Source organism: Ignavibacteriales bacterium (assembly GCA_016709155.1).
Taxonomy (GTDB): Bacteria; Bacteroidota; Ignavibacteria; order Ignavibacteriales; family Ignavibacteriaceae; genus JADJEI01.
On the sequence record JADJEI010000013.1, the window covers coordinates 467,252 to 489,819 of the forward strand.

Below are 22,568 nucleotides of genomic sequence, written 5' to 3' on the forward strand. Positions count from 1 at the left end.
ACTGCGACAACAAACTTTCAGACAGACAAATAACAAATAGGTTAAGAATGGACACAAAACAAATCATAGAAACCTGGGAAATTCACAACAGGATAAACCTGTATTTACTGAACTCTATTAAAGAAGAACATCTTGTAGATATTTCCGCTTCTAAAGGACGGAACGTAGGCGAACAATTTGCCCACATTCATAACGTGAGGCTAATGTGGCTGAAAGCAGCTGAGCCAGGATTACTGAAAGGGCAAAATAAAATTGAGAAAGTAACGGTTTCCAAAAAACTTTTGATGGACGAACTTAGTAATAGTTCAACAGCAATAACTTCATTGCTGCTAAACGGATTTGAACAGGGAAAAATCAAAGGATTTAAACCGCACCCAGCAGCTTTTTTTGGTTATCTCATTTCACACGAAAGCCACCACAGGGGACAAATTATGCTTTGTTTAAAACAATCAGGTCATGCAGTTGACCAGAAAACTCAATACGGAATTTGGGAATGGGGAGCGAAATTTACTGAATAAATAATAGGGATTTTATGCTTTTGGAATAAACCTAATTTCTTAGTTAGCTTGTCTACCATACGATCCCGGGCTCATTATATGGGCTCATCGCGGCAGGCGTTAATGTTCCAAAGCCAGAAAATTTTCAACACCAGCAGCAATAAAGATTTATGTTTTATCATCACGCAATACCCGAATGAAGACAAACTTTGCATCTGTTATTTCAATTATTGGACACCCTCTTTTAACTCTTTCCATTTTTGCCATCATTGCATTATTTGCATACGAAGAATTTCAAAGAGCTTTTTTACATTCATCATTTATTGTAGCTGGTATTTTTTTACCCCTTGCAATAAAAATGTATCTGAATTATAAAAATGGCACTTACACCAACTTTGATGTTTCTGATAAAACACAAAGGCAATCGTGGTATGGATTTGCTATTTTGATATTGCTAATAGTTACTATTATTTTATTTGCAACAGACCAACCCCGGACATTGCGGTTATCTGTTTTATTTTCGTTGATACTCGTGGTTACCTCTCAAATAGTAAACTATTTTATAAAAAGTTCATTACATGTATCATTTAATATTTTTTTATCTTTTCTCATCGTGCCTATGAATTTTATTGCAGGATTACTCTTCCTGGTTTTTACGATACTTATTGCATGGGCAAGATTAACTTTGAAGAGACATACAATCAAAGAAATTATCGCCGGTGCTTTCATCGGATTAATTATCGGCATATCATCTTTGTTATGTATTGGAAAAATCGCTAATGGGCAACCCTTCAATATTAAAATAGATTATGAAAATATCAAAATTAAGTAAATATGAAAACCACAGGATATTCAAAAACATCATTAGCAAAAAAGCTTGGTATAAAAGATAATTTTAATATCAGGATAATCAATGCACCTGAATACTATTTCAAACTGTTCTCTGACCTTCCAATCCACCTAGAGATCAATGCGAACCGTGCAGGTAAAAAAGATTTTATTCATTACTTCGAAACTTCTGCTGAAACACTCAATTCAACTTTGCCTAAACTGAAAAAAGAAATTCAACCCAACGGAATAATCTGGATTTCCTGGTATAAAAAATCTGCAAAGAAAGATACTGACATTACCGAGGATATTATCCGCGATATTGCTTTAAAAAATAGTATGGTGGATATTAAAGTCTGTGCAATAGATGAAATTTGGTCAGGACTCAAATTAGTTATTCGATTGAAAGACAGAATACTTAAAGATGGAAAACTTTAATAAAATGGATATTCAAAATTCGCCCAATTTTAAAGTGTGTTTACTGCTGTTGATAAGCTTTGCTGATTTAAAAGGCTGTAAATCTGAGTTGTTTTATTATCTTCATGCCCCAACAACTCTTTAACTATATAGTCGACCCTTAAAAACCCAAATTTCTTTTGGGGAGTAAATAACTTGATTGAAAAAAGAAATAATCGGCGAAATAAAGTGATGATGAAAAAAGTAATGAAAAGATGATCTCCATTTTCTCATCATCCTCTTAAAATTATAGGCTGCTGCTGATAACATTACATTTATCGCATCACCTGTTATCCCTTTGTAGAAATTTCTCTTCATTCTGTGATCTGATTTCAGATGTCCTATCATCGGTTCTATTGCAGCTCTTCTGCCAATATGAGTAATGAATATTTCTGATCCAGTATGTCTTTTAACGAAAAGAATAAACTGATCTGTGATTATCCCCCCTGCCTTTGCCATAGGCATGGCTATGGCATTCTTACATTTTAAACCAAATCTTTTTTCACTTTTTTATTTGTTTTTTTCTACTTTAATAACTTATTCCACTTTTTAAGGGAGGACTAAATAGTAGAAAAACTGTCTGCTACCTTCCCAGTTTTCACTTCATTAATTTCTTTTTGACAAATAGGAAGCTTCTATGATCAAATTAATCTATAAAAATGGAACCTTTTGGGCATAATTATAAAAATTGAAGAATGAAATTAGATTTCAAGAATATTTCTTGAATTTTATTGTTGATTTTTATTTTGAATTAATTTAAGTTCACATCAAAAATAATTAGGATTATTATGAGTTACTCGAAAATTCTTAAACCCCGGACTGAAGTTCTTAAAGGTGATGGCATTCAAGGAATAATTGATTTGGAAAACCTACGAACACAGAAAAAGAAAACGATTGAGTCATCACCAAAAGAACTTCTTGATTTGACTTACCCAACAAGTGATATAAGAAATGTTCTCTCGAAACTTCACGAACGATATAACTCAACCGAGCAAACCGCTGGACTATTTTTATTGGAAGGTTTCAAAGGTAGTGGTAAGTCACATCTTGAATTGTTAATCTATCATTTGCTCTCACATCCTGAACTAGGCAGCCAATGGATGAGTGATCATAATATTAAGTGCACCCTACCTAATAACATTCTTACACTAATTAATAAATTCACTGATTTTCCAAGTAATTTTCTTTGGAGGGTTATCTTTGAAAAACTTGATGCCGCTGACTTACTAACTGGAAATGAATTACCAAACCTTGATCAGTTACGGTCCGCATTAAATGGAAGAAGGATTGCGTTAATTTTAGATGAGTTAGAGATAGGCTTCGAACTAATAAATAATGAATTCAAAGCAAAGAACTTAGCATTCCTTCAGATGCTTAGTGAAGAAGCTCAACGATCTGAAAATTCCGCAATTACAATTTTTGCATCTGTCTATGATTCACATAAAGAACCCGGAGCGACATTAAAGAGAGTTCCGAGAGTTGAGATAAAGTTTTCTGAACCTAAAGATAGAAAATCAGTTGTCCTCCATAGGATTTTCTCAAACTATAAATCACACGATAAATCTAAAGTAGAAAACATCGTTCAAAGTTTTGTAAATCAATGGAAAAAGAATGAAGTAAAAGTAGACGAAAAATATATTGACTCCTTTCAGGAAAGTTATCCATTTACACCTGAAGTAATTGATATGTTGTTTAACCGTGTGCTTGTAAAGGATTTTCAAGGTAATAGAGGTCCGCTAAGTCTACTAGGCCGAATTGTTCAGCTTACAGCAGAGAAAGAGGATATTGTTTCAACAGCGCACTTTGATTTCAATGATAAAAGAATTCGGAACTATCTGCTTGATCTTGATAACAATCAGACATTACTTCAATGTGCACAAAATGATTTTAGGGACTTGCAAACAATTAAAAGATCAAATGATGTTATCAACTCAACACTAATATCTACTTTATGTTCTTCAGGAACTGTTAAGGGTATTAAAGAAATTGAGCTAGCAAGACAGGTACTAAAACCTGGTGATGATTTTAATGATTTCCAGGCAAGTATTAATACCCTCGTAAAATTTGGATCTTATTTCCACAAATCGGAGGATACATATTACTTTGATACTCAGGAGAAGCCATTCGCTAAAGTTGAATATCGTTCACTGAGAATTCCGCGTGAAGATGCTCTTGATTTTGCCCTATCACGCTGGGGCCAGCACATATTTAACGACTCATCAGCTATTGTATTCAGGGACGTGGCTCAAGTGAAAAATGATTTGCTGAAGCTCGAAAAAAATTCACCAAGATTTATTTTAGCACCAAAACGGTTAACAGATACTGAAAGAAAAGAGATATACCAGGGAGTTGAAAACCGGAATCTTGTAATTCTTCTTGAACCAAAGTCAGACGTATTTAACATATATGAAAATCAGGATATAATTAAATGGGCACAACTATCTTTAGCTGCCAAAGAGCTGAAATCAGGTGCCAGTGACTATGAACGTAAGAGACAGTATGAACGTATAGAAATAGATAATCAAAAATATGTTGACGATGCGTTCAAACGTGCTGGTATTGCCTATGTAATGGTAAGACTTAATAAAAACGAAATTGATTTCGAACTTGAATCAGTTGGAAATGCAGTTCAAAAAAATGAAGTTATTGAAAGTCTCAAAAAGAGTTTCTATCCACGACAAATCTTTGAAGAACACCTTCAGGATGAACTTGGCAGGTTCAAATCAATTGGCAAGAGCTGGCTCGTGAATCAATCAATAAAGGATGTAAAAAACACGTATAGAAAAACCTTAGGCTTCCCTGTTGTGCTGGCCGAAACCAACTTAATAGATGCAATTAAAAATCTATGCTTAAATAAACTTATCGGATTAGCACACCCAAGAGAGAAATTCTGTGGCTCGCATCCTAATTACAGTGGCTCTGAATGGGATGACGTTCAGGTTGTTGAACCATTTTTAGATGATAAAACTGATTCAGGTTTTATTCCGCACAGACCAGTTGAACGGTCTGTTGAACAAGAATTAAATGATATTGGTGTACTCACTGATAACGGAATTAGCGGCAGAATTATCCCGGGAGCAGAACCAATAAATATTAGTACGGCTAATTTTAAGTCCATTGGTGAATTGAGACAAGAAATAGCTTCGAGATTAAATGAAAAAGAAAATGGTGTCATTGAGAATATCCGGTTTACAATCTTTCTTGAAAAAACTTCAATTGATATTAGCACGTTACCTTCTTCACTAAGAGGATCATTATCTGGTAATGGTGATCTCAATTTCGAATTAAATATCTTCAAGTCTGGAAATTTCTCGAAGTCACAGATCGAGCAGCTATCAGAGCAACTACCTTCGTATCAGGATGCTGTTTATAAAGCTACACTTAAAGGTTATGTTAAAAAAGAAGAACCAGTAAATGAAAAATAGTTTTGATTTTAATACAGTATTTGATCTTCTAACAACACCTGGTGAAAGGATACCTTTAATACATAGGTGGATGAAAGAGAATGTCTGGTCTGAATCAGCTTTCAAATCAATGGACATTAAAACGTATTTTGAATCTGGTGAAAAACAAATTCAGAAACTTGAAGAGTTGATATTAACAAGCAGTAATGGAATTTATGATGAACTTTCTGCTCTTGCAGAGAAGAATTCTTCACTGCTTGAAGAACTAAAACAATCTAAAACTGCTTTAATCATATTTGATGGTACTTCTATAAGAGAGTTGCCTTTGCTTGAAAGTCTGGCAGTAAACACGGGTTTTCAAATAATAGAATCAAATTACCAAGCATCGGCACTTCCAAGCGATACTGTATCATTTGTCGAGCAAAGATTGGTTGGAAAAAGTATTTCGCCATCCCAACTGGAAAGTAGAAAAGAATTAAGTAGCCGAAACATAAAATCATATTATTATGATACTCCTATACGACATTTCGAAATTAAATCATCCGAGTTGAATTATCTTCTATGGTCAAGTTTTCCTGATGGTACATATACAAATTTTGAAGCCAGGAATTCTCTTCACTTTGAAACTTTCATAAAACAGTTTGATCTCGTGTGGAAAAATATTGTTATGGCAATACCCAGGGGATACAGAATTATAATCACGAGTGATCACGGTTATGTATATCTTAATAATGGTTTCGAATCACAGTCAAAAGGTGATATGGCTTTGAGATTTCTTAACCAGGAAAGATTCAGATATTACTCTGAGGATGAAGAAATTCCACTAAACAATTCTGAACTAAAAATAATATCTAACCGCAGATTAGGAATACTGAAAGGCAGAATAAAAAATAGACCGAAAGGACAATCAGCGAATAAAGTTTTTCGTCATGGCGGTTTATCTTTAATGGAAGTATTAACACCATGGTTGATAATTCAGAGGAGTTAGCTGAGGTAATGTATGGAAAAATATTTCGACAAATTTCTTGAAAACATAAAGCTAACTCAGTCCCAGAGGGAAGATGCTAAAACTAAATACGATGGAGTTTGTGAAAAACTTCATAACTATTATTATGAGGATACAGAATACAATGGTTCGACTAAATTATTAATAGGTTCTTATGGAAAAAAAACAAACATAAGACCCGCAAGGGATGTAGATGTGATATTTAAGATGCCAGATGAGAAATTTGATCAATACAATAATGCCTCAAATGGACAATCCAACCTTCTACAAAAAATTAGATCTATTTTAGAAGAGAAATATCCAAACACCGCGATTAAAGTATTTGAAAAAGTTGTTGTCGTAGAATTTTCTGAATCAAAACATAATGTTGAGTTGTTGCCAGCATTTGAACAGGAAGATAAAAAATTCAAAATCCCCAATTCATCACAATGTGGTTCCTGGGAAATATGGAATCCTAGGGCAGAAATAGATAAAATAAATACTTCAGATATAAGAAATGATGGTAGAACAAGAAGACTGGTTAGGATGATTAAAAAGTGGAGTGAAAGATGTTCAATAAATCTTAAGTCTTACATTATTGAAAACTTATCGATGAAATTTTTAGATGACAACAATTACAAATTCACTTATACTGATGTTATGTTATACGATTTCTTTGAGTTTCTTAAGAGCGAAGTTGACTCAAGAAATTTATCTTATGTTGAAACTGCGTGTAAAAGGGCGAAGAAGGCTATAGAATACAAACAAGCTGATAAAATAATAAAAGCAATTGCTCAATGGAAAAAAGTATTTGGTAATGATTTTCCAGGTCAGAAATTACTTAAAGAAGCTACAACAAGTGAAAAATATTATGCACCAAAAGAAGAATTTATTGAGGATTACTATCCGGTGGAATTAGACGAAAGTCAATACGTTAAAATAAACTGTAAAGTTACCCAAGATGGTTGGCGACCAGCATTACTCAGTAATTTAAGATTTTTACAAAAAAGGCTAAAGCTGCTCTTCTTTATCGAAGAAACAAATGTTGATGAACCATTTGATGTTATGTGGAAGGTTAGGAATTATGGTGATGAAGCCAAATCAAGTTGTGATTTGAGGGGGCAAATTTGGAGAGATGGTGGAAATAGAGAAAGAACTGAAAATACTAAATACTATGGTGATCACTATGTAGAGTGCTATATAATAAAAAATGATAAATGCATTACATACGATAAGTTAATAATCCCAATCAGAAATTAGGAACATTATGGATGACACAGCATATGAAATTGTAAAAGAATGTGAAAGAGAGGAGGAAAATTGTTTATACACATCGACTACTTTCTTTTACTGGTTAAAGTCTCTAAGAAGACTAAGAACATTTTTTATCATCACTCCACTACTCTTGGGTGGATTTTCAGGAGTTAAAATACTTACTTCATCAGAGATTGACTGGGTTAAGTATATAGTTGGGATATCTGCACTACTTGCCGGCATTATTCCTAGTATCTATTCGGCTCTTAAATTAGATCAAAAAATAGAACAAGTTGATTCAGCAGCATCAAACTACAAAATATTTCAAGGAAAATTTCGCAGATTAAAAAATATTGACTCGAAGACATCTGGTTTCAAAGACGAGTTTGATCAAGTTATAGAACAATACGAAGCTCTTAAATCTGCTAGTTTAACTCCACCAGAAAGATTTTTTGCTAGAGCAAAATCTAAAATCGATAGGGGTCACTATGATTTTTCAGTTGATATAAAAAATAATAATAAGTAAATCAAATATGCATTAAGGCAAATTATATGGCAAAGATCAAGCAACAAGATAACAAGGAAAAAGTAGGTACAATTCTCGATAAGAACATTGTTAAAAAAATTAAAGACCGCTCACATCGAGAAGGAAGATCTATTAGCGAAATTATCCAGGATGCAATTCTTAAATATGAAGAGATTGAGCCAACAAAGCTTGAACTGAGAAAAGCAGCGGTGGCAAGATTTTGCTCAAAGCCCTTTAATCTTAATCAGAATGAAATAGAAGAATTATTAACCGAGGATTACTACGAACAATGAATCTATTACAGATACCCCAACAACAGCCGGTAATAATAGATACGAATATTTTTGTCTATGCTGCACAACGTGACTCAAAACAGTGTATTAAGCTTTTAGAGAAATGTGCCACAGATGAAATGTTTGGAATTTTACCAACTCATATTCTCGCGGAACTCACTCATGTTTTGCTGCTTGCTGAAGCCAGAGATCTTGGTTTGATTAAAGGTTCTAATCCGGCAAAACAGCTTTCAGAAAATCCAAACAAGATAAAAGCATTAAACAGATATGAAGTTTTAATTCGTGACTTACTTTCTATCGGATTAAAACTCGAATCTTTACAAAGAGAAGATTTTTTAACTGCAATGTCATTGCAGAGGCAATATGGTTTACTCACAAACGATGCATTGTTTTTAGCAGTTGCAATAAGATTAAGAGTAACCGCTGTAGTTTCTGCCGATTCTGTTTTCAAAAATATTCAAGGAATTTTTCTGTATTCACCAGATGATATAAATGAATAATACAAAACGAGCTATAGAAGAATCATTTCCAATTGTTGAAATAAACAAACTTGCAGTTCCTGAACGTAATGCGTTCAAGCCTATTTACACTATGCATAAGTGGTTCGCCCGCAGATCTTCTTCTGTGTTCCGTGCTATACTGCTCGCAGCAATGAAACCTGCCGGGACTGATATTATGGAAGAATTCTATAAAGACCATACTAACGATCCAGATACTAATGGCAAAGTTATTTTGGATCCGTTTATGGGTGGCGGAACAACTGTTGTTGAAGCTTTACGACTTGGCTGTAAAGTAATCGGTATTGACCTTAACCCTGTTGCCTGGTTTATTGTAAAAACTGAAATTGAACCTGTAGATATTGATGAGTTAAAAAAATCATTTGAAAGACTTTCTAATAGGATTGTAAGCTGGTCCGGAAAGCCATTAAAAGAAACTTTACTTGATCTTTATAAAACAGAATGCCCTTCTTGCGGAAACAAAGATGCTGATATTATTTATACGTTTTGGGTCAAGTCAGCTCCCTGCACTACTGGAACTTGTGAGCATCAAACACCGCTTTTCTCAGATTATATTATTTCGCATAAAAAACCATCTATAAGATATTATGAAGATTGTGAATGCCCGGAATGCAATAAAAAGTTTGATTGGGAAATTGAACCCGTTGCTCTTATTGGCAACAAGTCTTTGATGATAAATGCTACCCAGTTTTCTGCGGGAATTGGTAGAGCGTCTGCACGATGGTCTTATGCACCGGAAAAATCTAAAACAGAATGCCCCTGGTGCAGCAAAAGTGTAACGCCGGTGATTAAAAAAATAAAAAGAAACGTAAAAAAGTTCCATTAAATGTTTTATTCTGTCCTTCCTGCGAAGAAGTCTGGCAGTACAGAGGTGAACTAAAAACAGATTCTATTGTTGATTGTCCCACTTGTATGCATTCATATAATCCTAATGAAGGCAATCTTCCCGCAAAGGGAAAGTTTATTTGCCGTGGAACGTGTAATGGAAACGTTGATGCTATAATAAGCGCAATAAGAAAACTGCCAAAGAACCAATTACTCGCACTACGACCTTATGCGATTGAAGGTTATTGTGAACACTGTTCTGGAAATAAAAACGGTAAAAACAAAAAAGAAAATTTCTTCGAGATGGACGAGGATGAAGATATTGACGTAACAGATAATAATTCTTCATCAATATTAGTAAAAAATAATGGCAAGTTCTTTAAGAGATTTACTTCACAGGATTTAGCCAAGTTTCAGCAAGCAAAAGAAATATGGGAACAGCAAAAATCTACGCTACCCTATCCAAAATCTGAAGTACCAGTTGGAGAAAAAACCAAATCTGGTTTGATCGCACATCACTATAATTACTGGTATCAAATGTTTAATGAAAGACAGCTTTTAGCACTTTCTACTTTATTTAAGGAAATTGATAATGAAGAAAATCAAGTGTTAAAAGAAATGTTACTGAGTGCATTCATAACTGCTTTAGAGGGTAATAATACATTTTGTAGGTATACTATTAGCGGTGGTAATAAATCTCAAGGAATCTTTTCAAGACACGACTTTCAACCAAAACTTACATCTACAGAAAATAATCTTTGGGGATCCGAGTATGGTCATGGAATGTTTTCAAATAAATTCAATCTTGTAATTGAAGGAAAAGCTTTTGTCTCGAACCTTATGATAGAAAAATAGGGCTTGATGATAATAAGTTCGTAATGAGTAATGAAAAAATTCAACCAGAGAAAGGAAAAGCTTTGATACTGTCGCAGAGTTCTGCTTCAATCAGCCTAAATAATAATTCTGTTGACTATATCATAACAGATCCGCCTTATGCTGGAAACGTAAACTATTCGGAGTTGTCCGATTTTTTCTACGTGTGGTTAAGAATTCCATTGAAAGATATTTATCAGCAATTTCAGCCAGAACAGACCCCAAAAGCAGAGGAAGTCATTGAAAACAGAACAAGGGGAAAAACATCCGATGATTTCAAAGATGGATTAAAAAGTGTATTTCAAGAAACTTACAAGGTTTCGAAAGATAGCGCTTCTTTAATATTTACATTTCACCATTCGGAAGATTCAGCTTGGGAAGCACTTCTTGATGCAGTGTGTGAGGCTGGTTATTTAATTGAAGCTGTTTATCCAATTCACGGCGAAGCAGAAACTTCACTTCATCTTATGAATAACGAAGCAATTTCATACGACCTTATTCACGTTTGCAAAAAACGAGAGAGAGATTCGACGACTAAACGATCTTGGGCTGGAGTAAGGCAAGAAATTAAAAAACGTGCAAGAGAGGAAATAAGAATAATCGAATCAGGGAGATATGGACATGAAACTCTTCCTGCACCAGATGTTAATATTCTCCTTATAGGAAAATGCCTGGAATTATATAGCAAGCACTACGGAAATGTGGTTGATTACAAAGATCAGCCCGTTCCAATTAAAGAAGCTTTAGAAGAAATCAAGATGATGGTTGATCAGTTATTAACCAAAGACAATCCATTACCTCAAGAGTTAGAAGATATTGATGTGCCCTCTTATATTTATTTAACGGCACTCTGTTCAAATAAGGAAATAACTGTTGACTCAGTAAGCAAAATAGTAAGAGGGATTATCGAACCATCAGAATTGAGAGAATGTGGAATAATTGTAAAGGGTAGAGAAAACAGAGGAAGAACATTTGAAGTTAAACAGCCAACTGAAAGATTGAACGAATTAAAAGAAAAATTCCGAAATGGCAGCAGTTCTCAGCAAACACTTTTTAATGATACAGAAATCCATTTGCCTGAGAATATTCTATTGGTGGACGTACTTCACTTTTTACTTGGGCTTGCAGAGTCTGGCGACAATTTATTACCCTGGCTTGAAAAGTTTGGTGGATTAAAACCAAAGATACGTGCAGCATTAGAACATATGATGAGAGAAAATAAAAATTTTGTATCACCAGCCAAGAAAGTTCTTGGACTTTTAGACGAGCGCACACTGTTTACTAATACAGATATTTCTCAACAAGGTAAAGGATAATCTATGCCAGGTTATGTTCTTGTAGAGCAAAAAAGTCTTACACCTCCCCGTCCTTCAGGACAAGGAGTCAAAGCAAATACACAGGAAATTGGATTCAGCGATTTTTTGAGAGAATTGAAACAGGATGAATTTCCATTTAATGAAAATAGCAGTTTGCGTGTTGTAGGAATTGAAGATGTCTTGCTCGCTTCAAGACCAAATATGGATGAGTTTTGCCGACAAATAAGAAACACACTTCAAAGCGCTGGCAATTATTTCTTTTCGAAAGGATGTGGTGATGTTCAAATTGTTTTCAGAGGTGAATTAGTAAGAGGAGCTCATTTGATAGTAAGACATCCAACTTCAGATATAAATATCTACCTGATATTTGGATCGCCAGCCCAAGAAGAAATAAATGGTCAGTGGATTTATAAAAGTAGTTTTAATCTAAGTGGTAATTAAATAAGAGGAAAAGATGTTTACAGCAGAGCAAAAAGTAGAATATATGCCTAAAGTTGGTGAACGTGTAAAAGTAAAAGGTCGTGAAGATCTTGGTATAGTTGAAATTTATCGTGTTAGCGAACTCTATGGTATTTATCAGGCAGATATAATGTATGAAGATAATAATGGAAGACATCTTCAAAGCTTTCCCGTTGAGAGATTAGAGCCCGCTCCAGATTTATGGCAGAGAATAATCCGTAATGACCTTGATTCATCAGTTGATTTTTTACTGAAGCAATTAGCTTTTCAATTGCCGCTCCAGAATAATGGTGGACAGCTTTCCAATAGCAGAACAGATCTTCTCCCCCATCAGATACTGCTAACCCGCGATGTTGTTTCAATGAGACATAGAAGATTACTTGTTGCAGATGAGGTTGGTTTAGGAAAAACAATTGAACTTGGGATGATAATTAAAGAATTAATCAGTCGTGGTGAAGCAAGCAGAATACTTATTGTGACTCCAGCCGGTTTGATTAAGAACTGGCAAAGCGAATTAAGAGATGCATTCAGATTAAATTTTGAGATACTTGGAACTGATTTTACCGACCAGGGTTTTGCTTCCTGGGAGAATCATAATCGTGTAATTGCTTCAATAGACACAATTAAACGACCACAGCGATTGGAAAGATTACTTGGAGGTCCCAAGTGGGATATGATCATCTTTGATGAAGCACATCATCTAAGCAGAACACGATATGGGAAAAAAGTTACGCCAACACTTAATTACAAACTTGGAGAAGCATTACGATCCCATACTAAAGATTTAATATTTTTATCAGCGACTCCACACCAGGGAAACGCTTATCAATTTTGGTCTCTAATTCAACTTCTTGATGAAACATTATTTGATTCTGAAGAAGCAATGATGGAACACCGGGGATTTCTAAGTCGTGTTATGATAAGAAGAACAAAACGAGAAGTGACAGACAAGAATGGAAATCCTATTTTTATGCGGAGACAAGTTCACACACAATCATTCCAGCTTGCATTATCTGAAAGAAACTTTTATGAAAAACTAACCGATTATCTGCGTGAAGGGTATAATGTTGCCGGTGTTGGTAATGGCGAAGGCAGAACAACAAATCAGCAGCGTGCAATTGGTTTTGTAATGACTACGTTTCAGAAGATTATGTCATCAAGTATCAGGGCAATAAAGCAAGCATTGAGAAGAAGACTATTAGTTTTACTAATTAGAAAGCAGCTTGAACTTTCGAATAGGAGAGCTAAGTCCAGTTCACGATCTATTGCCGAAGAGCTTCTTGAGTTGCAAGACGAAATGAGAAAACTTATTTCTGAGATTATACAGATCCCTAATATTCCATCAAGGCATCCGGAAATTGATACGATACTTGCACAGACAACTCAACGTGTAAGCAGAACATATCAACCAGAAGAAACAACTGAGTGGTCACTGGATAGTGATGAAGAAGGTGAAGATGGAATTTATGCCGATGCAAATATTCCGGATGAAATTCAAAAAGTAAAAGAATTATTAAGCATCGTTCCTGATGAAGTTGACAGGAAGTTTGATACACTTACAAGAGCAATCGATTCTATTCGTAATTCAAATCCAAAAGAAAAATTTGTAATCTTCACCCAATACGTTGAGACTCTTAATTTCTTAAAAGAAAAATTAGAAAATATTTACGGACAGGATAAAGTTGCCCTAATTAAGGGTGGTCCGCTCGATAACAAGATTGAAGCAAAAGAAAAATTTTGGGATGAGGACGGTGCACAGTTCTTAATTTGTACATCTGCCGGGGTGAAGGAATAAATCTACAGGTTGGTCATATTCTGTTTAATTATGATCTTCCCTGGAATCCAATGGCAGTTGAGCAAAGGATAGGTCGTATCCATCGATATGGGCAAAAAGAAACTTCACAGGTTTATAATTTAGTTGCTGAAGACACCGTTGAAGAAAAAATATATCAGCTGTTAAATTCAAAGTTAAGAGAGATAGCAGAACATATTGGCAAACTGGATCCAACTACTGGTGAGCCCGTTGAAGATTTTAGATCAGAAATTCTGGGATATATGGGTTCATCACCAAATTATCTCGATTGGTATAAACACGCTTTGGTACATAAAGATTACAAACGAACCGAGAAAGAGATTGAGGAAGCAATGCAGAAAGCCATTCAATCGATTGAAGCGCTGAAAAATCTAACGATGGATTTAAGCTCCTTTAATTTGCAGGATTACTTAAGTATTGAAGGAAAATTTGGACTTAGACATTTGAAACCTTTAATTGAAACAGCAATTCTAAGACTGGGTGGGTCTATAATTCCCCGAGGTGATTTTTATAGTATTGTAACACCAACGCCTATTTCCAATTTCACAAATGTAGCTGCAAAATATGAACTCGTAACTTTTGACAGAGAGTTAGCAATGCGGAAAAGACAAGCTGAACTAATGGGACTGGGTCATCCACTTGTTGATGCAATCATTCAATACTATCAGCAAGTTACAATGGCGGGTGATGTCACTACTCTTCCCAAAAGCGATTATGATGAAAATGAATATGTGGTTGTCAATACTCAATTTGCAATTGATGTCGAAGGTGGTTCGCAGCATAAAGAAGTTAAAGCAATAAAAATAAATAATTCAGGAGATGTTCAAATATTACAGGATGAATGGCTACTGAACAAATTAGAGAAGAAACAGTATAATGGTGCAAATCAAACTACAATTGAACTTAACTGGCAAAAAATTAAGAGCAATTATGAAGGAGCAGTCGGAGCGATATTATCACAAATAAAATCATCGGTTGAAAATCCGGTTGGTGCCAGGGTGAGGTTGTTGGGAATAACAAAAATATCTTAATTGAAGCAAACAGTATGCAAATAAGAATTAACAGTGAGCCCGGACTTCAAAAATTACTAAACTCTTACTTAAAGAGAGGCGAAGAAATAAAAAAATTTATTGAAAAAAACGGATTAAAACGATTTAGTTACAAAAAATTTGTTGCTGATTTAGGAGAATATTGTTTCTACACATATTGCAATCATGTCTTTATTCCGGGATCATTGAAGCAAAGCGAAAAGGCTACGGCCCCATATGATTTTGAAGGTACTTTTATTAGAAACCAAATATTTAAGAAATTTTGGGATAGAACATGTTTAATAGAAGTAAAGACAAGACACGCTCAAGAAAATGATCCATATTTATTGGGAATTAAACTTGAAAAATTTCAGATATTAGCATTTGTTTTTCTTAATGAAAACTATAGCTGTAATTACATTAGTCTAATTGACCGGGATGGACTTCAAGGAAAAATTACTGGTAAACAGAATAGATTGATATTTAAAGATGATAATATTGAGAAAATAATCTCATCTGGTAACTTTGAAAAAATTATTCCAACAAAAAATAAAGGTGTGTAGAAATGTCTAAGAAAAATCAACATGTTGTTCCACGTAAGGATGGGTGGGCTGTTAAAAGCGAAGGAAGCTCTAAAGCTAGTGTCATAAAACCGACACAAGAAAAAGCTATCAAAGAAGCAATAAAGATTGCAAAAAATCAAAAATCTGAAGTCGTTATACACGGTCGGGATGGCAAGATCAGAGATAAAGACAGCTATGGAAAAGATCCTCATCCACCAAAAGATAGGAAACACTGAGAGGGTTACTTATGGAAGAAGAAGTATATAAAATTAAAGCAGTGGAAAATATTGTCCGTGCTTTTATACACCTCCTTCCAAAAGGAGAAGCTATTGATAAGTTATTATTTAGTTTGAAAGACGCCAGTGAATATGCTGAGCAAGAAGAAATATTATCATTCATTGAATCACGAGTGGGCAGTATTGTAATTAACCAACTGAAAGAGATTAACGAGATTGAAAAAATCAGCTCCATTCTGAAAGAGAAATTGGGTAGTATTACTGAAGTATCTAAACAACTTTGCGAACACATAAAAGATCAAGATAATTTCAATGCAGAAATTAAAAAATTATTGGAAGAGTCCAGGATCAGATACTGATTGAGTTCGAAGATGTAAATAAAAAACTTGATATTCTACTAAGTCGGAGTGAAGGTTCGTTCACATCTTCGGATAAGGAAGTTATAGCTTCTCTGTTCAAATCATTATTTGAAAATTTTGGTAAAAAATTAACAGAATTAAAGTATAATGAAGTTTTAGAAAGTATTGACGCAATAAAACAGTTAACTGGATTTAAGAAAATCGATGAAGTACTCCAACTTGAAGTATTATCCTATGAAGCTGAACTCAATTTGAAATTGGGAAAACAACAAGTTTCTGGGAAGATAACTGAGCAAATTATTAGCAAAGAAAATTATTCTATCAGGATCTGTGACTATCTACTTTACTATGCCTCAATTATGAAAGATAGATCATTATTTGACAATATTTTGTCAAAGTATAAGTCATTCGGAGTAGAACAGAAAAAATTACGATGAAGGAAGTCTTTTGGCAATATATTTCTGGTAACCATATCACACTCCTAAATTTATTATGTAATGATGATAGCTATTCAAGTATTAAGGAGGAATTTCTAGATTCAGCCGGTGCTAATTTCTTTGCTGGGATGTCTCTATTTCATATTAAAAAATATGATTTGGCAAAATCATATTTCAGGGACGCTTATGAAAAAGAAAAACTTTTGTTCACCAGTATTATAAATTGTTAAATGACGCATTTAATATTATTGATCGCAGGTCAGCAATATTTTTAATTACTGAATCTGAAAGGAAAACATTAATTGCTGTTTTGAAAGAATTATCAAGTGATGGTTGTGTAGAATATTTTGGGAAAGCTCCTGCGCAATTAAAAGAAGAATATTTTATCCAAAGAATAACTATTGCACTGCACATTGGTGACAAAGCTGGGCTAGAAGAATATCAAAAATGTCCCGACGAACTAAAGAATAGAGAAGGCGTTAAAGGAATATATGCCGACGTTCTATACTTCAATGATAATTATGAAGAAGCCAATAAAATTTTAGTAGAACTTTACTCAATTAATAGTGATTTTAATTTCATAACAAAAATACTAAGCACTTATTTACAAACAGGTAAATATGAAGAAGCATTAATATTTTCTGAAGGTATAAAAAAATTTGATGATGAAGGCATAATTTATTCATTGGTTATTGAAGCATACGCTAAATTGAATGAAATAGAAAAGGTAATTGAATTTGCTTCGGAAAAAATCACTCATTGTAAATATCCAATTTATATATACCGTGTAATAGGAGATCTGTTTTCTGACATTGGTGATTTCCTTAGAGCAAATGAATTGTATTCAAAAATGATAGAAGCAATACCCTATGACAATTATGCACCAAGGATTCTATTTGCAAAACATCTTAAATCTAAGAATGCGATAGAAATTTGTTTAGAATGTTTGGAACCTTACCTCAAGTACAGTTATGAAGCTCAAAAGCTATTTGTTTATGATGCTGTAAAAACAGAAAACGAAAAATATTTTAAGAAAGCAGAGGAAATAATTGAAAAAAATATTACCGGAGATATAGATAAGACCTATTGGATTGGTAACAAAATAGAGCTTGAATTTAATAGAAAAAGATATCATACAAGTCTGAAATTTCTTAAAGAATTGTATGAAATCGATACGAGTTCAAAGGTTGCGTACAAACTAGCTCATTTGAAACTGCTATTAGGTGATAAGGATGTTGCCGGACTAACAAGCAAATTAGAGAACGAAGAAAATCCCCATTTCATTATGATGGCTGCAAACTGCTATTATGTGTTAGGAGATTATGAAAGAGCTGAAAGTCTAAGTCTAAAATCAATTGCAGTACACGGAAATAATTTTGATGAAAATTTGTACGCACAGTTTATACGAATTAATCTGGGTCCTAAACCTGGAATGCCTGATATTGCGGAAATTGAAGAAGTATCGAATGATTGCACAGTTTTATTGGAATCCGATTCACAGCAAATCTGGATCGGAATTACTTCCAGACCAGAATTATTAGTGAGAGAGAATGAGTTCAAGTTTGCAGATACATCATTTTTCTTTAGGGGCGACGAAAATGTAATTCACTTAATTGGAAGCAGTAAGAATGATCCTGTGGTATTCGATAAAAAAAATTGGATAATAAAGGATATTTGGAAAATAAAAACTAAAGTTGTCAGGCATTGTATAATGGAATATACGAGTAAAGTGCCTGACTCAAGTTTTTTGAAACTAGTTGAACTCAATGAAAATAGTCCAATCGAATCTATGATGCCTATTTTAGTTGAAGGCGAGATTTATGAAAAACAAATTTTAGCTGATTATAATTTTAGAAATGGAATTGGATTGCCACTACACCAAGTTGCATTACGTAAAGGAAGAAATATTATTGACGCTCTTTTGTATGTACTTGAAAAACCAAATCAGCTTTTTTTCACTGGTGAAATAAATTTGGTTAGTATTAAAGAACAAAAAATTGTTCTATCTCCCTCTTCAATTTCAATGATATCCTTGATCGGAATATTAGATATTGTCATTTCTACTTACAGTGACCAATTGATAGTCTTAGAGAGTACAAAAAGTATTTTATTGATATAGTTGATAAAATGAATACTGAGGAATATGCTATTGCAATGTCAATGGGATCCGATCAGGGTCGATTCATCGGAACAGATTATACCAAGGACTTTAAGAGAAAAAGAATAAAGTTTTTTAATGAAATAATTCAAGCTTTGTCGAAAGTAGTAGTAGCTACCGAGGCACTGAGACCAGAGGAACTGGATGAAAAATCTAAATATATTGAATTAATATCTCGCCAAGATTATGAACATTTGAAATTTGCAAGTGAGAATGGCTATATATATTTACTTGATGAACTGTTCATTAGAAAAGTAAGAGGATTGTTCAATAAAAATATTGATGTTATAAATACCGCTTCACTGTTATATGTATTGTTAGATCAAGAGATTGATGTGCTGTTAGAAAAATTGAACAATTATCGGTTGGGGGATATAATTATTTATTTAATTTGGAAGCATTAGAATTTATTACTGAGAGACTATTTGATAAATACAAAATTATAGGTAGTGATAGTAAGTATGGTGTTTTGTTAAAAATAATTCACAATGTATTATCTCAGTATATGATTTTCACAAACAATCTTAAAGTTGTCGTTAACTATCTCAACTATCTTTATTATCATAATACAGATAAAAGGGCAGAATATTTAATTCATTCGTTATTGAAAGAATTGTGGCGCTTTATCAGTTTATACAATCTTGATCCAAATGTATTGCTTGGGGAATTAGAATTTATTTGTAAGGGAGACAAAAAATAAAATTTTATTTTTCCACGAGATGTTGAAAGAAATTGATCAGGAATACTGAGAAATATTTTAAGTTTAATCAGTCGATCATATCTGGAAGTTCAATTCTTTTAATCCTAGATCTGAGCTCGATCAAATCCTTTCTTCTGATTTTATCTTTAAAGTTTTTTTTCTCATAAAGCTTCCCATCTCGTAAATCTAGTTTATAGCCTGTTTGAATATTATGAGCGTGTGGTAAAAAGGGAAACGGATCCGGATCATATCTATGTATTCTCCAAATTTCACCTTGAGCTTTAACTGTCTCTTCATTTAGTGGTTTAGGTACACCATCTGGAAGAATGGATTCGTGAAGAACAACTTCTTCATACTCACTCCAAGCCTTAAAGTCAATGTTTGACACAAGATTTACTAAGTGCTCTTCAGTCCAATCAATATCCAGCAAATCAGACTCATGTCCTAGTTTTAGAACTACTATTACAGCTGTTTGAAGATCAATCTTTTCTTCAGGTATCTTAATTTTTTGAGCTATGGTTTTTCTTGCATTTCGGCTAACTGCTATCCAATTGCTCAGTCTTTCTTGGTTCAAGTATTTATCCATTTTTTAACAATAAGTTCAAGATGGTTTGAATGAGGCCTCCTCATAGTGTCAGCAACTATCCAATCATTACTGTTAAAATAATAACGAGAGCTGCCCAATCGCAAAGATTTTTTGATTGAAAAGTCACAAATAATAAATGGTATAAGAATAGTAACTAACAACTAATTAGGAGTTACTATGTCTTTTACTATTGGAGCAGACCCTGAGTTGATCTGCCACAGAAACGGTCAGTTCGTTCCCGCTCATAATTTTTTCAAATCTAATTCTAGCTTTGGGTTAGATGGCTGCGAAAGTACAGCTGAAATAAGACCAGGTTTTTCTGAATCACCTATTGATCTTACAAGCAAAATATTTCAGATACTCGATTATGGTCACGACAAAGCACCTGACCTTGAGTTTATTTCTGGGCATTATGTTGATGATTATTCTATAGGGGGTCACACGCATTTTTCTATCGATCCAATTCCTGAAGTTATTGAAGGATTGGATATTGTTTTAGGTTCACTCAGTAACTGTATTGATGATAAAATGCAGAGACAAAAAAGAGAACGAAGCGGTTACGGTAAACGTGGGGCGTACAGAAGAAAGAGCTATGGTTTTGAATATCGTACACCAGGTTCGTTTCTTCTATCACCTTCAGTCACACTTGTTCATTTTACTTTATCAAAGCTTGCTGTTGTTGGAGTTCTTGAAGATAAAGTTGACTTCAATGAACTTAAGAACAGACAGCATTCAGCAAATTTTCTTCGTCAGCTAAAATATTCACTTCATACAATTCCAGATGATTGCAGAGAAGGACTTAAAGAACTGGATACACTTCTCGGCAAAAGATTAAACTGGAGTGCCGATATACTTCCAAATTGGGGTTTAAGGAGGGCAGCATAATATGCACTGTCATAACTGTAACGATCCAATTAACAATGATCAAGCAAGATTGGCATTTGAAGAACCATATTGTGAAGATTGCTTCGACAATATGTTCAACTACTGCTGCAGGTGTGATGGAGTTATCTATCGTGAATCTGCCTACTATAATGATGAGGGCGATCCATACTGTGAAGAGTGCTATCAAGACAACTTTGATGATGATGCCCCTGACAATCCTGATGTCTCAGATTCTGATAGAGAACTTGTTGTAAAACTATCAAGAAGCTGGTTACAAGGAAAAATAGAAACAAGAAGACCCCTGTTCATCAACGATAAAGATATTCTACTCAGAACAATCAAAGACAAAGTAGGATTGGTTGATAATCCCATTTACGTTTTTGGATTAACAGATAGAGATGAATATCAACTATCAGTAAGTGCTGATCTGTTTGATAGAGTCCAAACCTTCGTTCAGCTTAATGATATTAAAGCTATTGTTGTATCCAGTCCTGGGTGTAACAGACTTGGGATATCATTAACACTTCGTAAGAATAATCAGAAAGAAATAATTGAACTGATTAAACAGATAACCACAGTTAGAGAACTGGTTCCCGCCTAAAAATTAACAAGGAGTAAAATACAATGTGTGGAATAATGGGATTTTTTTCCTTCGGGAAAACTATGCCCGATAAAGAAAAAATAACAAATATGTTTTCACTTTTAGAATCCCGAGGAAGAGACGCTTCGGGATATGCTTTTATAAGAGATAACAATCTGATAGTTAACAAAGCTGCCATAAAATCATCTGAGTTTGTAAAAACAGAAGACTGGAAAGAACTTGAACTTCCATCTTCAATGATCTTACATACCCGAATGAAGACTCAGGGGAGCGAGAAAAATAATGCAAACAATCATCCTCTGTTCTCAAAGAATGGAATCGCAATAGTTCATAACGGAATAATCTATAATGATAAAGAGATCTTTGGCAAAAAACAGCGCGATGCGGAAGTAGATAGTGAAAGCATTCTTCATCTTCTTTCAATGAAAATGAAAGGTGATAAAATCAAACGATTATTCGAGCGTGTGGAGGGTTCGTTTGCAGTTGCTGTGCTTGATAAGTACCAACCTGAAAGATTAGTTCTAATCAAGAAAGATAATCCAATTGATCTGTATTACGATTCAAAGGATGATATCTTCTACTTCTGCAGTGAACGTGAAATAATGCAGGAAGCATTAAACATTGAGAAAGTATCTGTTCGTGGATTTAACCTGGGAGAAAAAGACTTTCATTTCTATGAGATGCAGAATAACTATGCATTATTTATAAATAGGGAAGGAGTTGAAAGTTATCAGAAATATTACCCATCAAAAAGTAAATGGTTTGATAGAAGATATAGTTATCCGTTGGCCTCTGATTTTGAAGAGATGATCATTGAATGTCCGTGGTGTCTGTCTCCGACTACCTACTACAATGGAAAACTATTTAATAAATGTCAGGTATGCGGGGCTGAGATAAATGAGGAGGATTTATATGTCATATAGTCCGAAGATAAAACCAGAACTGGTAAGAGAACTTTACCTGCTTAA

General features: G+C 34.0%; 25 protein-coding genes and 1 pseudogene. 24 read left to right on the plus strand and 2 right to left on the minus strand.

Annotation, left to right across the window (positions count from 1 at the left end; all coding sequences use genetic code 11):
• Positions 1 to 47: 47 nt before the first annotated feature.
• The 3 genes from IPH11_15355 to IPH11_15365 all read left to right on the plus strand — a co-directional run bounded on the left by IPH11_15355 (position 48) and on the right by IPH11_15365 (position 1,763).
• Positions 48 to 518 (plus strand): hypothetical protein, encoded by a 471-nt coding sequence (locus tag IPH11_15355; protein ID MBK6914959.1) that lies wholly within the window; start codon positions 48 to 50, stop codon positions 516 to 518.
• Between the two features lie 175 nt (positions 519 to 693).
• Entirely contained in the window at positions 694 to 1,329 is a 636-nt protein-coding gene (locus IPH11_15360) for a phosphatase PAP2 family protein (protein MBK6914960.1), read from the plus strand.
• Between the two features lie 2 nt (positions 1,330 to 1,331).
• Positions 1,332 to 1,763: a DUF3052 domain-containing protein gene (locus IPH11_15365; protein ID MBK6914961.1), complete on the plus strand. Its 432-nt coding sequence runs from the start codon at positions 1,332 to 1,334 to the stop codon at positions 1,761 to 1,763.
• Between the two features lie 246 nt (positions 1,764 to 2,009).
• Here the strand turns inward: IPH11_15365 and IPH11_15370 are convergent.
• Positions 2,010 to 2,150, minus strand: a pseudogene (locus IPH11_15370) (transposase).
• Positions 2,151 to 2,569: 419 nt separating this feature from the next.
• Between IPH11_15370 and IPH11_15375 the strand changes: the two are divergent.
• The 18 genes from IPH11_15375 to IPH11_15460 all read left to right on the plus strand — a co-directional run bounded on the left by IPH11_15375 (position 2,570) and on the right by IPH11_15460 (position 19,528).
• On the plus strand, positions 2,570 to 5,206 hold the full coding sequence (locus IPH11_15375; GenBank protein ID MBK6914962.1) for a hypothetical protein: 2,637 nt from the start codon (positions 2,570 to 2,572) through the stop codon (positions 5,204 to 5,206).
• The gene (locus IPH11_15380) at positions 5,196 to 6,173 is read left to right on the plus strand and encodes a hypothetical protein (protein ID MBK6914963.1); all 978 of its coding nucleotides are present in this window, start codon (positions 5,196 to 5,198) and stop codon (positions 6,171 to 6,173) included. Before IPH11_15375 ends, IPH11_15380 begins: the two co-directional genes overlap by 11 nt.
• Positions 6,174 to 6,185: 12 nt before the next feature.
• A complete protein-coding gene (locus IPH11_15385; GenBank protein ID MBK6914964.1) occupies positions 6,186 to 7,430 on the plus strand; it encodes a hypothetical protein in 1,245 nt (414 codons plus the stop codon).
• 7 nt (positions 7,431 to 7,437) lie between these two features.
• Positions 7,438 to 7,950 (plus strand): SLATT domain-containing protein, encoded by a 513-nt coding sequence (locus IPH11_15390; protein MBK6914965.1) that lies wholly within the window; start codon positions 7,438 to 7,440, stop codon positions 7,948 to 7,950.
• 26 nt (positions 7,951 to 7,976) lie between these two features.
• A complete protein-coding gene (locus tag IPH11_15395) occupies positions 7,977 to 8,243 on the plus strand; it encodes a hypothetical protein (GenBank protein ID MBK6914966.1) in 267 nt (88 codons plus the stop codon).
• A complete protein-coding gene (locus IPH11_15400; protein ID MBK6914967.1) occupies positions 8,240 to 8,743 on the plus strand; it encodes a type II toxin-antitoxin system VapC family toxin in 504 nt (167 codons plus the stop codon). The genes IPH11_15395 and IPH11_15400 overlap by 4 nt, the downstream gene beginning before the upstream one ends.
• Positions 8,736 to 9,587 carry a DUF1156 domain-containing protein gene (locus tag IPH11_15405; GenBank protein ID MBK6914968.1) on the plus strand — a complete coding sequence of 284 codons (852 nt, stop codon included), beginning with the start codon at positions 8,736 to 8,738 and terminating at the stop codon, positions 9,585 to 9,587. Before IPH11_15400 ends, IPH11_15405 begins: the two co-directional genes overlap by 8 nt.
• Positions 9,588 to 9,673: 86 nt before the next feature.
• Positions 9,674 to 10,441, plus strand: coding sequence for a hypothetical protein (locus tag IPH11_15410; protein MBK6914969.1), 768 nt, complete (start codon positions 9,674 to 9,676; stop codon positions 10,439 to 10,441).
• A 23-nt stretch (positions 10,442 to 10,464) separates the two neighbouring features.
• On the plus strand, positions 10,465 to 11,775 hold the full coding sequence (locus IPH11_15415) for a hypothetical protein (protein MBK6914970.1): 1,311 nt from the start codon (positions 10,465 to 10,467) through the stop codon (positions 11,773 to 11,775).
• A gap of 3 nt (positions 11,776 to 11,778) precedes the next feature.
• Complete coding sequence (locus IPH11_15420; GenBank protein MBK6914971.1) at positions 11,779 to 12,216, plus strand: hypothetical protein; 438 nt, start codon at positions 11,779 to 11,781, stop codon at positions 12,214 to 12,216.
• Between the two features lie 13 nt (positions 12,217 to 12,229).
• Positions 12,230 to 14,029: a DEAD/DEAH box helicase family protein gene (locus IPH11_15425; GenBank protein ID MBK6914972.1), complete on the plus strand. Its 1,800-nt coding sequence runs from the start codon at positions 12,230 to 12,232 to the stop codon at positions 14,027 to 14,029.
• A complete protein-coding gene (locus tag IPH11_15430) occupies positions 14,002 to 15,078 on the plus strand; it encodes a hypothetical protein (GenBank protein MBK6914973.1) in 1,077 nt (358 codons plus the stop codon). Before IPH11_15425 ends, IPH11_15430 begins: the two co-directional genes overlap by 28 nt.
• A 14-nt stretch (positions 15,079 to 15,092) precedes the next feature.
• On the plus strand, positions 15,093 to 15,638 hold the full coding sequence (locus IPH11_15435; protein ID MBK6914974.1) for a hypothetical protein: 546 nt from the start codon (positions 15,093 to 15,095) through the stop codon (positions 15,636 to 15,638).
• 2 nt (positions 15,639 to 15,640) lie between these two features.
• A complete protein-coding gene (locus tag IPH11_15440) occupies positions 15,641 to 15,874 on the plus strand; it encodes a DUF2188 domain-containing protein (protein ID MBK6914975.1) in 234 nt (77 codons plus the stop codon).
• Positions 15,875 to 15,885: 11 nt separating this feature from the next.
• Positions 15,886 to 16,233, plus strand: a complete 348-nt coding sequence (locus tag IPH11_15445; GenBank protein ID MBK6914976.1) for a hypothetical protein — start codon at positions 15,886 to 15,888, stop codon at positions 16,231 to 16,233.
• Positions 16,234 to 16,980: 747 nt separating this feature from the next.
• Positions 16,981 to 18,789, plus strand: coding sequence for a hypothetical protein (locus IPH11_15450; protein MBK6914977.1), 1,809 nt, complete (start codon positions 16,981 to 16,983; stop codon positions 18,787 to 18,789).
• Between the two features lie 8 nt (positions 18,790 to 18,797).
• Positions 18,798 to 19,232, plus strand: coding sequence for a hypothetical protein (locus IPH11_15455; protein ID MBK6914978.1), 435 nt, complete (start codon positions 18,798 to 18,800; stop codon positions 19,230 to 19,232).
• Complete coding sequence (locus IPH11_15460) at positions 19,220 to 19,528, plus strand: hypothetical protein (GenBank protein MBK6914979.1); 309 nt, start codon at positions 19,220 to 19,222, stop codon at positions 19,526 to 19,528. The genes IPH11_15455 and IPH11_15460 overlap by 13 nt, the downstream gene beginning before the upstream one ends.
• A 67-nt stretch (positions 19,529 to 19,595) precedes the next feature.
• Here the strand turns inward: IPH11_15460 and IPH11_15465 are convergent, their stop codons facing one another.
• Complete coding sequence (locus tag IPH11_15465) at positions 19,596 to 20,114, minus strand: hypothetical protein (protein MBK6914980.1); 519 nt, start codon at positions 20,112 to 20,114, stop codon at positions 19,596 to 19,598.
• Between the two features lie 177 nt (positions 20,115 to 20,291).
• Between IPH11_15465 and IPH11_15470 the strand changes: the two genes are divergently transcribed.
• The 3 genes from IPH11_15470 to IPH11_15480 are packed head-to-tail and all read left to right on the plus strand — an operon-like array spanning position 20,292 to position 22,523.
• Positions 20,292 to 20,999, plus strand: coding sequence for a hypothetical protein (locus IPH11_15470; protein MBK6914981.1), 708 nt, complete (start codon positions 20,292 to 20,294; stop codon positions 20,997 to 20,999).
• A 1-nt stretch (position 21,000) separates the two neighbouring features.
• A complete protein-coding gene (locus IPH11_15475) occupies positions 21,001 to 21,600 on the plus strand; it encodes a hypothetical protein (protein MBK6914982.1) in 600 nt (199 codons plus the stop codon).
• A 23-nt stretch (positions 21,601 to 21,623) separates the two neighbouring features.
• Positions 21,624 to 22,523 (plus strand): hypothetical protein, encoded by a 900-nt coding sequence (locus IPH11_15480; GenBank protein MBK6914983.1) that lies wholly within the window; start codon positions 21,624 to 21,626, stop codon positions 22,521 to 22,523.
• Positions 22,524 to 22,568 lie beyond the last annotated feature (45 nt).